Annotated in this window: 13 protein-coding genes; 5 read left to right on the forward strand and 8 right to left on the reverse strand. The window is 70.2% G+C overall.

All coding sequences use genetic code 11. The features are described 5' to 3' along the window. Positions 1-94: 94 nt before the first annotated feature. From AMK10_RS37230 to AMK10_RS35585, 5 genes are all read right to left on the reverse strand, one after another. Positions 95-2455, reverse strand: a complete 2361-nt coding sequence (locus AMK10_RS37230) for an ATP-binding protein (protein ID WP_143195008.1) — start codon at positions 2453-2455, stop codon at positions 95-97. Between the two features lie 153 nt (positions 2456-2608). Next, the gene (locus AMK10_RS37235; RefSeq protein ID WP_143195009.1) at positions 2609-3121 is read right to left on the reverse strand and encodes a hypothetical protein; all 513 of its coding nucleotides are present in this window, start codon (positions 3119-3121) and stop codon (positions 2609-2611) included. Between the two features lie 193 nt (positions 3122-3314). Beyond that, positions 3315-5417: a tetratricopeptide repeat protein gene (locus AMK10_RS37560; protein WP_073753715.1), complete on the reverse strand. Its 2103-nt coding sequence runs from the start codon at positions 5415-5417 to the stop codon at positions 3315-3317. Positions 5418-6235: 818 nt separating this feature from the next. Continuing rightward, on the reverse strand, positions 6236-7087 hold the full coding sequence (locus tag AMK10_RS35580; RefSeq protein WP_073753719.1) for a hypothetical protein: 852 nt from the start codon (positions 7085-7087) through the stop codon (positions 6236-6238). A 328-nt stretch (positions 7088-7415) separates the two neighbouring features. Then, a complete protein-coding gene (locus AMK10_RS35585; RefSeq protein ID WP_107428565.1) occupies positions 7416-8000 on the reverse strand; it encodes a TetR/AcrR family transcriptional regulator in 585 nt (194 codons plus the stop codon). Between the two features lie 110 nt (positions 8001-8110). Between AMK10_RS35585 and AMK10_RS35590 the strand changes: the two genes are divergently transcribed. The 3 genes from AMK10_RS35590 to AMK10_RS35600 all read left to right on the forward strand — a co-directional run bounded on the left by AMK10_RS35590 (position 8111) and on the right by AMK10_RS35600 (position 10492). Next, complete coding sequence (locus AMK10_RS35590) at positions 8111-9124, forward strand: zinc-binding dehydrogenase (protein ID WP_073753723.1); 1014 nt, start codon at positions 8111-8113, stop codon at positions 9122-9124. A 410-nt stretch (positions 9125-9534) separates the two neighbouring features. After that, positions 9535-9744 carry a hypothetical protein gene (locus AMK10_RS35595; RefSeq protein WP_032769956.1) on the forward strand — a complete coding sequence of 70 codons (210 nt, stop codon included), beginning with the start codon at positions 9535-9537 and terminating at the stop codon, positions 9742-9744. A gap of 16 nt (positions 9745-9760) precedes the next feature. Then, entirely contained in the window at positions 9761-10492 is a 732-nt protein-coding gene (locus tag AMK10_RS35600; protein ID WP_107428566.1) for a restriction endonuclease, read from the forward strand. Positions 10493-10731: 239 nt separating this feature from the next. On the opposite strand, the gene AMK10_RS35605 is transcribed toward AMK10_RS35600, so the two are convergent. Continuing rightward, positions 10732-11304 (reverse strand): hypothetical protein, encoded by a 573-nt coding sequence (locus AMK10_RS35605; protein WP_073753725.1) that lies wholly within the window; start codon positions 11302-11304, stop codon positions 10732-10734. A 428-nt stretch (positions 11305-11732) separates the two neighbouring features. Between AMK10_RS35605 and AMK10_RS35610 the strand changes: the two genes are divergently transcribed. Further along, entirely contained in the window at positions 11733-12392 is a 660-nt protein-coding gene (locus tag AMK10_RS35610) for an MSMEG_1061 family FMN-dependent PPOX-type flavoprotein (RefSeq protein WP_073753727.1), read from the forward strand. A 65-nt stretch (positions 12393-12457) separates the two neighbouring features. Here AMK10_RS35610 and AMK10_RS38390 read toward each other — a convergent pair whose 3' ends face one another. Then, complete coding sequence (locus tag AMK10_RS38390) at positions 12458-12826, reverse strand: IS3 family transposase (protein ID WP_241839807.1); 369 nt, start codon at positions 12824-12826, stop codon at positions 12458-12460. Between the two features lie 45 nt (positions 12827-12871). On the opposite strand from AMK10_RS38390, the gene AMK10_RS35620 reads away from it, so the two are divergent. Continuing rightward, positions 12872-14260 (forward strand): CoA transferase, encoded by a 1389-nt coding sequence (locus AMK10_RS35620; protein WP_073753729.1) that lies wholly within the window; start codon positions 12872-12874, stop codon positions 14258-14260. 220 nt (positions 14261-14480) lie between these two features. Here the strand turns inward: AMK10_RS35620 and AMK10_RS35625 are convergent, their stop codons facing one another. Continuing rightward, positions 14481-14936, reverse strand: coding sequence for an SgcJ/EcaC family oxidoreductase (locus tag AMK10_RS35625; RefSeq protein WP_073753731.1), 456 nt, complete (start codon positions 14934-14936; stop codon positions 14481-14483). Positions 14937-14961 lie beyond the last annotated feature (25 nt).

Here is a 14961-nt window from a genome sequence, read left to right on the forward strand (position 1 = left end):
GGAGACTCTTCGGTCTGAGCCTTCTGAACCCTGGCTGTTTCCCGGCCGGCGGGCCGGTCAGCCGCTGCATCCCTTTGCGCTCCCAAAGTGCGGGCTATGCGCCCGCCCCTGTACCCGCACCAGAAGACGGTTCACTGCGGAAAGGGGGGCAGGACCTTGTAGGCAACTGCTCTTTCAGGAACTCTGTGCTGTCTGCGTGGGCTTGGGAAGCAGCGGCCTCCTCGTCCGCGTCCGCCCGGGTGTACGCGGTGGCGGATTCGAGCCAGGCCTCACGCACTCCGGCCGGGTCGGTTCCGGCGGTGGCCAGGGTTGTTGCCAGCTCACCCCACGCCTCCCCGGTCCGGAACCAGTCCTGCGTCTGGGCCAGCATGGAAGCAGCCCGCCGGCCGGCGTCCACGGCCTCGTCGAAACGCTCCAGCCCTCGGTAAGTGATGCCGAGGTTGTTCCAGACGTCGGCCTCGCTGTGGGTATCGCCGATCTGCTGGAACAGGGTGCGGGCGGTTGTGTGGGCGTCGTGGGCTTCGTCGAAGCGGCGGAGTTCCCTGAGCGTGATGCCGAGGTTGTTCCAGGCGGTGGCTTCGCTGTGGGTATCGCCGGTCTGCTGGTAGAGGGTGCGGGCGGTTGTGTGGGCGTCGTAGGCTTCGTCGAAGCGGCGGAGTTCCCTGAGTGCGAGGCCGAGGTTGTTCCAGGCGGTGGCTTCGCTGTGAGTGTCGCCGGTCTGCTGGAACAGGGTGCGGGCGGTTGTGTGGGCGTCGTGGGCTTCGTCGAAGCGCCGCAGTTCTTGGAGTGCGAGGCCGAGGTTGTTCCAGGCGCCAGCGGCGCCTTGGGTATTGCCTGTCTGCTGGCAATGGTTGAGATCGATTTGGTGGGCGTGGAGGGCTTCGTCGAAGCGCCGCAATTCCCTGAGTGCGAGGCCGAGGTTGTTCCAGGCGTCGGCTTCGCCGTGAGTGTTGCCGGTCTGCTGGAACAGGGTGCGGGCGGTTTCGTGGGCGTGGAGGGCTTCGTCGAAGCGCCGCAGTTCCTTGAGTGTGAGGCCGAGGTTGTTCCAGGCGCCGGCTTCATTACGGGTGTCGTTGAGCGTTCTGCAGGCGTCGAGGGCGAGGGAGCGGACCACGACGAGGTCTTGGAGGCGCCGCCGCCATTCCAGATAGCGGCCGAGGGCGAAACCCAGGTCAAGTCCGGCGTGGGGGGTGGCGTGGGCGGTGGCGATGAGGTTTTCGCGTTCGGAGTCGAACCAGGCCAACGCCTCCTCCCGGACAGTGAACCGGGAGGAGGCCGAGCTGCCCGGCGGGAGGAGATACGTGTTGGCTGCTTCTGCGTGCTGGATGTAATGGTCGATGAGCCGGTCGCGTGCCTGGTCGTAGCGGCGGCGCGGGACGCGGCCGCGTGCCATGACCGCTTCGGCTTGTTCATGGGCGTAGGCGCGCAGTAGGTCATGCATCTGCCACCGGCCGCGGACCGCCGGGTTGCGCTCGATGAGGTGGCTGGCGGCAAGTCGGCCCAGGAGACGTTCGGTGGCCGGCTGGGGTTGGTCGGCCAGGACGGCGGCGGCTGGGGTGGAGATGTCGGGGCCAGGGTTGAGGGAGAGCAGGCGGAACAGGTCCTGTTCCTGCGGCAGGAGCCGGTCCAGGGACTGGTCGAACATGGCCCGCAGGCTGCGTTCCCCGTCGTTCAGCCCGTCCAAGACACCTTCCGTCCGGCTGAGGGCGTCCGCGCGCTCCGACAGCGGCTGACCGGGGTCCTGGGCCAGAAGCGCAGCGGTGATCTGCAGGGCCAGCGGCAGACACCCGCACGCCAGTGCCACCCGCTCTGCCGCACCGGGGTCCTCCTCTACCCGCACATCACCAGGATCGTTGCTCTTCAGTGCTGCTTCCAGAAGGGCGACGGCATCCTCGGGCTGAAGATGGTTGACGGTCCGCAGCCGACCGAGCCCGGTAAGACTGTGGCGGGAGGTGATGAGCATCCCGTGATGCCCCGGCGGCAACAAGGGCTGCACCTGGCCGACGGCGGAGGCGTTGTCGGCGATGACCAGCAAGCGCTCTCCCGTTTCCTGCCGCGCGTTCAACTGCGAGCGGTACAACGCTTCCCGGTTCGCGCCCGGCGGTGGGAGATGCTCGGGCCGCACCCCCAGCGACCGCAGCAACGCCTCCAGGGCGTCCGCCGCCTGTGCGGGGTGAGGGTCGTAACCGTGCAGATCGACCAACAGGACACCGGTGAACCAGCCCCGCCGCTGCGCGGCATGGCCCGCGGCGTAGGCCAGGGTGGTCTTTCCGACCCCGCCCCACCCCGACAAAACGGCCACAGCTGGTCCGTCATCGCGACCATCGGGATCCAGGACACCCAGAATGAACGCCAGGTCGTCCGCACGCCCGGTGAACTCCCGCGGCAGTGTCGGCAGGGCGTCCAGCGCGGTGGGGACGGGCGCGTACTGCTGCACGTACGTGTTCGCGGTCAAGGACCCCTGCCCCAGCACCTGACTACCCTCGAACCGGGAACCCCTGAAGTCGGTCCGGACCGCGGTGTCCGCCCGCCCCTGTCCCCCGCCCTTTCCGCTCTTATTGCCCCTGCTCTTGCGCTTGGCGCCGCTCTTACCCCCCACGACGATGTCCTACTTGTCGTAGTTGTTCGTGACGGTCATGTTCCCGCTGCCCAGCACCTGACTGTTCGTGAACGTCGCACGGCTGAAATCGTTGTGCACCGTCCCTTCCGGCTTGGCAGCCTCGGCCTGGGCAACCAGGGCCTGCAGCTCCGCCACCACCACCTGCTGCTCCTCCTCCGGCAGCTCCTCGAGCAGGGTCTCGAGGCGGGTCTGCCACCGGGCAACCTGCGCGATCTCCACCCGCTGCGCCTCTTCGCCTTCCCGCGCGGCCTCGAGTACGGCCTGGGTCTGGTCAAGGCGCTCAAGTTCCGCCTGCTCGCGTCCGGCTTCCCCGCGACCGAAGATCCGGGCGAAGCCGCCCCGGATCCCGTTCCACGCATCCGTTCCCGCGGCCTGCACGATCGCGCCGCCCCCGGCAGCCGCCACAGCGATAAGTCCCTCGACCAACATGTCATCCCCCAGATCACGAGAAAGGACCATCAGCGTAGTTCGGCCACACGCCGATAACAGCTGGTTCGTCACAAGAGCCCTCAGCTCTGACGAGGGGGGCAACCGGTCCCGCGTCGGCCCTGACTTCCCCTTGCACTACTGGTTCGCCTTGGCTGTGGGGGTGGTGGATCGGGCGGCCGGTAGTGGGCGTTGCCTTGGGAACGCGGCAGTGCTGCGCTTGCTCTCTTGCCTGCCTCCGTTCCCGCATGGGCTGCCAGGAAGACGATCAACCGTCTTCCGACGCCGGCTCACCTTCGCAAGACGGGAGGGCACCCGCGGGCGACTGTCCTTCCACGGTCTGCGTGCTGTCTGCGTGGGTTTGGGAAGCGGCGGCTTCCTCGTCCGCGCCTGCCTGGGTGTACGCGGTGGCGGACTCGAGCCATGCCTCGCGCACTCGGGCCGGGTCGGTACCGGCAGCGGTCAGGGTTGCCGCCAGCTCACCCCATGCCTCGCCGGTCCGGAACCAGTCCTGCGCCTGGGCCAGCTTGGCAACAGCCTGGCGGCCGGCCGACAGGGCCTCGTCGAAACGCTCCAGCCCTCGGTACGTGATGCCGAGGTTGTTCCAGGCGTCGGCTTCGTTGTGGGTGTCGCCGGTCTGCTGGAACTGGGTGCGGGCGGTTTCGTGGGCGTCGTGGGCTTCGCCGAAGCGCCGTAGTTCTTGGAGTGCGCTGCCGATGTTGTTCCAGGCGCCGGCTTCGCCGTGGGTGTCGCCGGTCCGCTGGTGGAGGATGCGGGCGGTTTCGTGGGCGGTGAGGGCTTCGTCGAAGCGGCGTAGCTCCTTCAGCGCGAGGCCAAGGTTGTTCCACGCGCCGGCTTCGCCTCGGGTGTCGCCGGTCCGCTGGTGGAGGGTGCGGGCGGTTTCGTGGGCGTCGCGGGCCTCGTCGAAGCGGCGTAGCTCCTTCAGCGCGGTGCCGAGGTTGTTCCAGGCGCCGGCTTCATTAGCGGTGTCGTTGAGTGTTCTGCAGGCGTCGAGGGCGAGGGAGCGGACCACGACGAGGTCTTGGAGGCGCCGCCGCCAGTCCAGATAGCGGCCGAGGGCGAAACCCAGGTCAAGGCCGGCACGGGTGGTGGTGTGGGCGGTGGCGATGAGGTTTTCGCGTTCGGCGTCGAACCAGGCCAGCGCCTGCTCCCGGTCGGGGAACTGGGATGACACCGGACCACCCGGGGGACGCAGATGGGTGTCGGCTGCCTCGGCGTGTTCTGTGTAGTACTTGATGAGTCGGTGGTGTGCCCGGTCGTAGCGGCGGCGCGGGACGCGGCCGCGTGCCATGACCGTGTCGGCTTGTTCATGGGCGTAGGCGCGCAGAAGGTCATGCATTTGCCACCGTCCCCGGACCACCGGGCTACGGTCGATGAGGTGGCTGGCGGCGAGTCGGTCCAGGAGGCGTTCGGTGGCCGGCTGGGGCTGGTCGGCCAGGACGGTGGCGGCTGGGGTGGAGATGTCGGGTCCCGGGTTGAGGGAGAGCAGACGGAACAGATCACGTTCCTGCGGCAGGAGCCGGTCCAGGGACTGGTCGAACATGGCTCGCAGGCTGCGTTCCCCGTCGCTCAGCCCGTCCAGGACACTCTCTGTCCGAGCCAGGGCGTCTGCACGCTCGGCCAGCGGCTGACTGGGGTCCTGGGCCAGGAGCGCCGCGGTGATCTGCAGAGCCAGCGGCAGACACCCACACGCCAGCGCCACCCGCTCCGCGGCCTCCGGATCCCGCTCGACCCGCAGGTCGTCAGGGTCGTTGTTCTGCAACGCCGCTTCCAGCAGGGCGACGGCGTCCTCGGGCTGAAGATGGTTGACGATCCGCAGCCGGCCGAGCCCGGGAAGACGGTTCCGGGAGGTGATGAGCATCCCGTGATGCCCCGGCGGCAACAGCGGCTGCACCTGGCCGACGGCAGAGGCGTTGTCGACGACCACCAGCAACCGCTCACCCGCCACCTGCCGCGCGTTCAACTGCGACCGGTACAACGCCTCCCGCCCCGCCCCAGGCGGCGGCAGATGCTCCGGCCGCACACCCAGAGACCGCAGCAGCGCTTCCAGAGCATCCTCGGCCTGCGCGGGGTGAGGGTCGTAGCCGCGCAGGTCCACCAGCAGTACCCCGGTGAACCAGCCCTGCTTCTGCGCTGCATGCCCAGCTGCGTAGGCCAGGGTGGTCTTTCCGACCCCGCCCCACCCCGACAGCACAGCCACCGCGGGCCCGCCGGCACGGTCGGGATCCAGCACACGCAGAACGAACGCGAGGTCGTCCTCACGCCCCGTGAAACCCACCGGCGGCTGAGGCAACGCGTCCAGCGCCGTAGGCACCGGCGCGTACTGCTGCACATACGTGGTCGCGGTCATGGACCCATGCCCGAGCACCTGACTAGCCGAGAATCGGGCACCGCGGTAGTCATTCCCGGCCGCAGCTGCGCCCGTTACCGCCCCTTGTACCTGGCTCTGCTTCGGGACCTTCCCGCCCTCGCGGCCCCTCGCGCCCTTCTTGCCCTTGCGTTTGGCACTGTTCTTGCCCCCCACGACCCAGCCCTACTTGTTGTCGTAGTTGTTCGTGACTGCCATGCTCCCGCTGCCGAGGACCTGACTGTTCGTGAACGTCGCCCGACCAGAATCGTCATGCATGCCCCGCGCCGACTTCGCAGCCTCGGCCTGCACCACGGAGCTGCCCCCAGCAGCCGCGGCAGCGATGAGTCCCTTGACCAACATGGCATCCCCCACACGCAGCCAGAAGTGGACCATCAGCCTAATCCGACCACACCACCACCCTCAGCCGCTTTGCATCACCGCTCCCGGTCTGTGGGGTCGCGGACGATCGCCGGTGTGGACCCGGATCGTGAAGTCGTCGGCTAGCCCGGGCGGGTTGGCCGCATCGGTCCGGTGAGCGATCCCCTCGTAGCCTCGGCGAGCCGGATGCCGAGCGTGCGCAGCCTTTCGGCCATGGCCCGGGTGCTGATCGGGCCGCCCGGCTGGTCGCCGGGGAAGAGCCAGGGCGAGTCGGTCCGGGCGAGGACCGCGTGGCTGCGGCGGGCGGACGGCTGCTGCAGGGCCGGCTCGGCAACGGGGCTCGGCCAGGGTGAACCCCCTGGCCACGGGACCAGAGAATCAGCGGGGCTCAGGGGAACTCGCGGGATCTCGCGGGATCTCGCGGGATCTCGCACACCAGGTCAGGGGCGGGGCGGCAGCAGTGCGCCGGGTCGTAGTGGTGCGCCGAAGACCTGCAGGACGAGGTTGCGGTGGGCGGAGTGCAGGGTGCGTACGGCGGCCCGGGTCAGTCCGGGCTTGGGAGGTTCCTCTCCGCCGCGGGGGCGGCCCGGTTTCGTGGGGATCCAGAGGTAGCCGGGGTCGCTGCCTTCGAGCTGGTGGGTGATGCCGGCGCGGACGTCGAGCCAGCGGCGCAGGATGTCGGCGGTGTCCTTGTCGAGCGGGTGGGGCCCGGTGTCGAGGTTGATCCGGGGGAAGGGCCGGTGCTCCAGGTCGAGGTCTGCGACGTCCAGGCGGTGGAGGCCCGGTACGGAGCGGCCGGTGGCGGCGACGAGGGCGGCGACCGCGGCGGTGCGGATCGCGGTGGCCGCGTTGGAGCCGACGGGGCGCTTCACCGCGAGGGTGCGCAGCAGCGTGTGGGATTCCTCGGGTTCCAGCCAGTCGCCGTGTGCGGCCGGTGGCGTTTCCAGGCGCAGAGGGAGACCGAGGTGTTCGGCGAAGGAGTTCCAGGTCTGGATGCGGGCGCGCTGGGTGTTGCTCGAGGCGACGGCGTGGGGCCCGGTCAGGGTGTTGCGGGTCCGGGTCCTGCCGGCGGCTGCGGCTGTGAGCCAGGCACCGGCGCGGGTGAGGTTCATGAGCTCGTCGACGGGGAGGGTGGTGGCCTGCTCCTCGCCGAGCGCGTGCTCCAGGTACTCGTTGAGGAAGTGGGCACGCAGCCGTCGGGTCTCGTACACGTACCCGCGGGCCTCGAGCGCGTCGAGGAACTGGCTGATCGCGGTGAAGGCGTCGGCCGGGCGGGTGCGGGTGGACGGCATGGGCCCCAGCGTACGGATCCACTCCAGGAAATCAAGATAACAGCAAGAAGCCCCATGGCCTTCCTTCCCCGTTCTGCTGCAGCTTTCGTCCCGGTCCGTGTCGAACCGAATCGCAACGTCGCGATTCGATACGGTCATCACGCCCCACCGGGCATCCCGCCACGCGGCTCCACCCTGCCGAAGGATCCTCCTGCTTCTTGCTGTTATCACGAGTTGGGCAGCGCGGCGGGGCCGCGGTTCTTCGGTCCTCGGCTCAACCGTCCCTGACGGGCGCATGGTTCCCCCGATCCGAGCCTTCACATGAGCGGTCCGGCAGGCGCCGGACCGCTCACCGGGGGCGGGCCCCGTCCAGGGCCAGGTCCACGAGCCCCTGGACGAGCACGTCGTCCAAAGGCCCCCCGCTGAGCAGTACCCGCACGAACAGCGGGCCGCTGACCGCCTCGATCAGCAGCCCGGGATCGGTGTCGGCGGCCAGCTCGCCCCGTCCGACGCCCCGGCGGACCATCACGACGGCCCGGTCGAGACGCTCGCTCCAGTAGGGGCCGCGCCGGTCCTCAAGGGTGTCGTCGTGCTCGACACTCAGCCGCAGCAGAGCCCGGCCCTGTGCGGTGCTCAGCAGCCGGGCCAACGCCACGAAGAACTCCAGCAGGTCGTCCCGGACCCGCCCGGTGTCCGGGACCGGCAGCGCGGCGTCCAGCTCCGTGGTCAGCGCGTCCAGGATCAGGTTCTCGCGCGTGCCCCACCGCCGGTACACGGAGGTCTCGTGCACCCCGGCTGCGCGGGCTACGGCGCCCACCGTCGCACCCGCCAGTCCCTGGCTCGACAGCAGGTCGACCGCGGCGGACAGTACGGCCCGTCGCATTCGCTCCCCACGGCGGCGCAGGGGTGGGGCGACGGGTTCTGGTGAGCTCATGCGATCAGCGTAAAGCAAGTCCTCATGCGTTGGATGTACAGTTAACGCAAGTCGAACTGCGATGACCTCCTCAAGGCCGTTCGGGTTCGCCCCACATAGGAGGTCATGACATGGCACAGATGCTCGCCGCCCGCCTGCACGTCCCGAGCCGCACCCTGCGGCTCGAAGAGGTGCCCCGCCCACAGCCCGGCCCCGGGGAGGTGCTGGTCCGGGTCGAGGCGGCCGGCGTCTGCCTGTCCGACGTGCACCTCATCGACGGCACCCTCACCCCGCTCTTCCTCCGGGGAGACACCGTCACCCTCGGCCACGAGGTATCCGGCGTCGTCGCCGAGACCGGGGCGGGCGTCACCACCTGGTCGCCCGGACAGCGGGTCGTGCTGCACGCCGGCGAGATACAGGACGGCGTCACCTACACCCGCGGCGTCGACTACGACGGCGGCTGGGCCGAATACGCCCTGTCCGCCGCCGATGCCATGACGCTGCTGCCCGACACCATCCCCTTCGAACAGGGCGCGATCATCCCGGACGCCGTGTCGACCCCGTGGGGCGCGATCACCGAGACCGGAGCGATCCGGCCCGCCGAGGCGGTCGGCGTGTGGGGCGTCGGCGGGCTCGGCATCCACGCCGTGCAGCTGCTCCGGGCGATCGGCGCCTGTCCGGTCGTGGCCGTCGACCCCAACCCTGTCGCCCGCGAACGGGCCCTGGCCGCGGGCGCCGACCTGGCCCTGGACTCGGCCGACCCCGAGCTGAGCCGGACGGTCCGCGAGGCGACCGGCGGCGCCGGGCTCGCCGCCGCCTTCGACTTCGCGGGCGTGCCGGCCGTGCGGGAGCAGGCGGTCTCCGTCCTCGCACCCAAGGGACGACTGGTCCTGGTCGGCCTGACCGACAAGCCGCTCACCGTCTCGGACGGGACCCGGTTCAGCTACTTCCAGCAGCGCATCCTCGGCCACTACGGTTCCGACATGCCGGTGGCCCTGCCGCAGCTCATGCGGCTGATAGAGGGCGGACGACTGGACTTCTCCGGTTCCGTCAGCGGCATACTGCCGCTCGCCGAGGTCGCTGAGGCGGTCGCCCGGCTGGAGAAGAAGGAGGGCGACCCGATACGGCTGGTCCTCCGCCCATAGAGCGAGGCGCGTGATTGCGTCGCGCCTCGACGGTGGTAGCGCCCCGCTTCTCATGCGTTGTGCGGGAGAGACAGTCGTCCAGTGCGGCGTCCAGGAGGGTCCTGACAGGCTCGCGGCGTGCGGATCCAGCTGGCGCCGCGCCACTCGCGTGCCCCGCGCTCGCCGCCGGGCATCGCCGGGCAGGTGGAGCCGGCGATGCCCACCGCCCGGTCGCAGGAGGCCACTTGCCGGAAAGGGCGTCGCTCATGGCGGCGAGCCTCTCGGGCAGCCCACAGAGCATTCCGTTGTGACAGATCCGGCCAACTGGTCACTTTGCGTCATCATCCGGCAACTGCCAGGCGCGACGCTGCAGGTTGCGGATACATAAGGGGGTCGGAACGGGACCGAGGGTGATCCAGGGGTGGAGCGGGATGCTGACCATCAACGTAGGCGTGCTGCTTGCCGTGATCGTCCTGCTGCGGCTGCGCCGACGCACCGAATCCCGCAGCCGGAACGACGAGAAACTGACCGTGATCATCGTGCTCGCTCTAGGCGTCGTCATCGCCCCGACCCCGTTGGGGGAGGGCATTGGCGACTTCCTGGGCCAGCTCGCCTCCGGCATCACCGACTCCTCCCGCTGAAACCGGAGCGCGCCCGATGGCCAACCGCCGTCCCCCGTCCCGACGCCGGCCCCCGGTGCGTCGTCCGTCCCGCCGCAGCGCGCCCCCGCGCCGCCGTCGCTCGCGCCGGCAGCAGCGACGCGACACCCAGCTGCTCCTGTTCGGGTTCGGCGCCGCCGCAGGACTCGCGCTGGTCTGGGCGGTGATCTCCTGGCTGCTGGTGAACTGGTGGGCGCTGATCGTACTGGGGGCCCTCGCGACCGTGGGCGGGACGGCGTGGACCCACCGGTATCGCCGGCAGCAGGCCTGGGAGCGGGTACGGCAACAGGCACTGCGCTACGGGCTCCCGCAACTGGACGCCCTGCACCACCGCGACTTCGAGTACGCCATTCGCGACCTGATGCGCCGCGACGGGTGCACCGACGCCCGGCAGATCGGCGGGGCCGGCGACAACGGCGCCGACGTCCTGGCCACCGACCCCCTCGGTCGCACCTGGGTCATCCAGGCCAAGCACCGCAAGGACGGCGACCGCGGCTCAGCCGTCGGCACCCCCGACCTCCAGCGCGTCAACGGCACCGCCCGCCAGCTGTACGGAGCCGACGTCGTCCTGGTCGTCACCAACGGCCGCTTCTCCACCCCATGCGCACCACTGGCCGAACAGCTGCACATGCACCTCGCCGATCGGCGCACCCTCGCGGCCTGGGCCGGCGGCGGACGTCCCTTGTGGGAGCTCCTCCCGAAGGTTCCACCACCTCGCAGAGGCCGGTAGCCCGCGTGCCGGACGACGAAGCGGTGATGCGGTCAGCTCTGCGGCCCCGGGGAACATCGGTACAGCCGTTGAGCGTCCACCCATGGGCCGGCTCATCCCACCAGTGCCGTCGCACTGGCACGTGATGCGCCTTCAACCGCCCGCTGGCACACGCCTGGGGGACGGCTTGGACAGCGCTTCGCAGTACGTGAGATCCGGGTCGTACGGAGACTTCTGCGTCGTGGACGGCCACACACGGCTCACCCCGCGAGTGCCGCGCGCGCCTTCTGCAGCTGCTCCACGCCGATCGTGCCGGTGTCCGGGAGGCCCGCTCGCCCCCACGCGTCCTGAGCGCGCGCCACGACGCCGCCCGCGTCGTCCAGGAGGACCTTCTTGGCCACGTTCACCGAGATCGCCCCGTCGCCCAGGTCGACGAGGTGGGCGAGCATGCGCACGTTGTGCTGCCGGTTGCCGGCCTTCTCCTCGTTGTACCGGTAGACCAGCACCCACCGGCCGACCAGGGAGCGGGCCCGCTCGATGAGCTGGCGGCCACGGTCGGTTTCCTCCTGCTCGGTACGGATGTTCTCCGCGTCGCCGGACGGCGGCCGAAGGGTGAGCAGGCCGCGCCGACTGGTCTCCTCGATCTCGACCTTCTCCAGGAAGGCGACGAACGTCTTGGCGCTCTCCAGCCGGTCGACGTCCTGCGCGGCCTGCTTGGCAATCATGTGCAGGTCGACGGTGAGGGTCTGCACGCGGCGGCCCCAGGAGGCTTCCTCACCGGGCGGGCAGGGGCCGGCGGCCTGGGCGGCGGCGATGACAAGGCTGTAGTCCACTCCCCCATCATCTCGCCGGGTCTGTCGGTCGAGGAGTGTGACCGAGATACCCGTCAAAGGGGCAACGGGATGATCTTGAAGCCCTGAGCGCCCGGCCCGTCACCCATTTGGCCAAGGCCCGTAGGATCGTCGAGCAGTCTGGCCGTACCTGACCGAGCACATCAACCGGTTCGGCGAGTACTCCACACACGAACTCGGCATCCAGCCCGACGCGTACGACCCGACGCTCGACGTCGACTTCACCCCACTGCACGAGCAGGACCTGACCGCCGCCGGCCTCGGCCAGGCCGCCTGAACCAGGGAGGCACCCCACATGGCTGCACGGCCCTGTTCGATCTTCATACGCCAGACGACTCGCGAGGCTGTCTCTCTGTCCCAACGCTCACCGGCCAAGAACAACCGCAGGTCGGCCCATTAGGGTCGGCGGCATGACGACACCCCTTGCCACCAGCGCCTTCGACTCGCTCCGCCTCGACGCCGTGCCCGACCAGGAGACGCTGCGCCAGACCTACGAACTCCCCAACGACGCGGCCGTGCGCAAGCAGATGACCGAACTCACCGAACAGACCCGGCGGCTGATCGGCTGCTCATCACTGGTCCTGGTCGCCAGCGCGGACGCCGAGGGCAACTGTGACGTCTCCCCGCGCGGCGGCCCCGCCGGGTTCGTCGCCGTCCTGGACGCACGGACGGTGGCGATACCGGACGCGACTGGCAACAAGCGTCTGGACACCCTGCAGAACGTCATCGCCACCGGACGGGCCGGGCTACTGTTCCTCGTCCCGGGGCGCACCACGACGCTCAGGGTGAACGGCCGGGCCTGCGTCTCCACCCGCCCGGAGCTGCTGTCGCAGCTGACCGCCGTGGGCAAGCCGCCGGCCAGTGCCCTGGTGCTGGGGATCGAGGAGGTCTATCCGCACTGCCCCAAGTCGCTCCTGCGCAGCGGAGCCTGGAAACCGGAGCAGTGGCTGCCGGCGGACGCCCAGCCGACCTCGGCCGAGGTGACGCTGGCCCAGCTGCGGATGCCGGAGCTGACGATCGCGGACATCGAGCAGGCGGAAGCGGACTCGCTGAAGTACCGGTACGAGTAACGAGCCGACCAGCGATTGCCGAACCACCGGGCCTTCCACCGTGAAGGTGGGCACGCGGTTATTGATCACGCGGCGAGCGTGAGTTCAGCGGTTTGGTGTCGGCGTTCGTATTCGTTGGGGCTGAGGTGGCCGTTGACGGAGTGCCGACGGCGGGTGTTGTAACGGGTCAGCCAGTCGAAGACGGTCCTGCGGCAGGTGTCGGCATCGCCGTAGTCGTGGGCGCCCTGGAGGGTCTCGCGTTTCGTGTTCCCGCAGACGCCGAGGAGCTTCGCAATCGAGGTGACGGTGTTCACCGGGCGGGCGAGCAGGTGGCGGGCATGGCGTACCTGCTCCTGCGTCGTCGCCGACGAGCGGCCGTCCGCCGAGGGCTCCGCGGGCGCGGGCGGCGTCTCTGGCCGGATCTCAGTAGTACGTCGGCGAGGTCCTGGGTCCATGACGCAACCCTTCCCACAGGTGGCACTCAGTGCCACAGTGTGGGCATGGATTCTCCAATCCTCTCGGGGGCCTCGCAGGCTTGGGCGGCACTGGGTGCCGATTCTTCGCTGCTCGACCGGGTGTCCTACGGCGGTCCGTCCGGAGGGCTGCCGGCGCGGCTGCCCGTCATGGAGTTGGCGCGAGCCACCGTCGCGGTGTGCTCGCTCGCGGCCGCGGAGCTCACTTCCGTACGCACGGGGCGCCCCGTGCCCCGTGTGCGGGTCGATGACGAGGCAGTCGCGACGGCGTTCCTCAGCGACCGGTTGGTGCGGGCCGACGGGCGAGCGTGGTCGACCTTCGCGCCGCTGTCCCGGTTCTGGCGGGCAACCGACGGATGGGTTCGTACGCACGCCAACTACCCGCACCACCGGGCCCGATTGCTCGCCGCTCTCGGGGTGCCGGGGAACGCCGACGAGGAGGCGGTGGACGCGGTGGCCCAGGCGATCGCGGGGCTTACCGCGCTAGAAGTGGAGGAGACCGTGTACGCGGCGGGCGGTTTGGCCGTCGCTGCACGCGGCCCCGAGGACTGGGCCAAGAGCGAGCAGGGAGTCATGGTTGCGGGGCAGCCGCTGCTGACGACGGCGCGCATCGATGATGCCCCGGATCGCATGCTCGGTGGTGCCGCGCTACCGTGCGCGGGGCTGCGCGTCCTGGATCTGACCCGAGTACTGGCCGGACCGGTCGCCACCCGAACGCTTGCGTTGCTCGGCGCTGACGTGCTGCGGATCGACGCCCCACAGCTGCCGGAAAGTCAGGAGGCCCACAACGACACAGGGATGGGGAAACGCTCGACCACCCTGGACCTGGGAGAGGACACCGACCGTAGGCTCTTCGAGGAACTGCTCGATGCGGCAGACGTGGTGGTCACCGGTTACCGGCCGGGCGCGCTGGAACGGTTCGGACTGACGCCCGAGGCGCTCGCCGAGCGCCGACCGGGTCTCGTCATCGCCCAGCTCTCCGCGTGGGGCCGTTACGGACCGTGGCGCGAGCGGCGCGGCTTTGACAGCCTGGTCCAGGTGGCCACCGGCATCGCCGAGCTGGAGGGCTCGCCGGACTCGCCCGGTGCTCTGCCCGCTCAGGCGCTCGACCACGGCACCGGCTATCTGCTCGCGGCCGGTGTCCTGCGCGCGCTCACCGAGCAGCACCGCACGGGCGGCACACGGCTGGTCCGCCTGGCGCTGACGCAGACCGCGCACTGGCTGGTCCACGACCTGGCACCCGCTCCGGGCGAGGAAGAGGGCTTCGACGCCGAACACTGGCTGACCGAGACCGACAGCCCCATGGGCCGACTGCGGCACGCGCTGCCGCCGGTGTCGTACGACGGGGGCCCAGTGAACTGGGCACGTCCGCCGGGTCTATGGGGAACGGATGCCCCGGTCTGGGGCGGCGCCTGACGAATACGGAGGCCGGCGCCGGAGCGCTCCCCGGCGGGCACCGGCCTCCGGGGGCGCGTCGGTACACGTCACTCGGCCTGCCAGGCTCGCTGCGGCCGTCGCCTGACGCACGGATGTCCGGCCCGGACCCTGAGCGGGTTCCGGGCCGGACATCCGTGCCGGCGGCTCACGGTGCGCCGGCGCGTGCGGCCGGTCCGGGGAGGGGCCGTGCCGCGCCGGGTCAGCCCTCGACCGGGCTGGTCTGCCGGCAGACGACCTGCCAGTCGCCGTCCCGCTTGGCGAGGACCCACATCGCCCGGTACCCGTCCTCGGGCGCCCAGGTGTCGGCCCCCTCGGCGACGCGGCCGCCCTGGGTGATGGCGAGGGCGACGTCCGGGGCGAGCAGCTTGACGTCCAGGGGCTCTTCGGGGATCCGGGTACCGCGGTACCCCTCCTGGAAGGCCGTCCTGAGGAAGTCCCTGATCTCATCACGGCCCGTCAGCTGCTCGTCGCCCACGAGCAGGCTGCCGTTCTCCGCGAACATCGCGGCGACCGCGTCGGCGTCCTGGGCCTCCCAGGCGGCCCGGACGCGCAGGGGCGCTGTGTACGCGGCGCCTTCTTCACCGTTGGAGTACGGGCCGTAGTTGCCGGCCCACCGCTTGGCCTGGTCGACCAGCGTCGCCGCCTTCGAAGACATGTGTGTTCTCCCTGTGTGTCGGTGT

The sequence above is a fragment of the Streptomyces sp. CB02058 genome (assembly GCF_001905505.1).
In the GTDB taxonomy this organism is placed as follows: Bacteria; Actinomycetota; Actinomycetes; order Streptomycetales; family Streptomycetaceae; genus Streptomyces.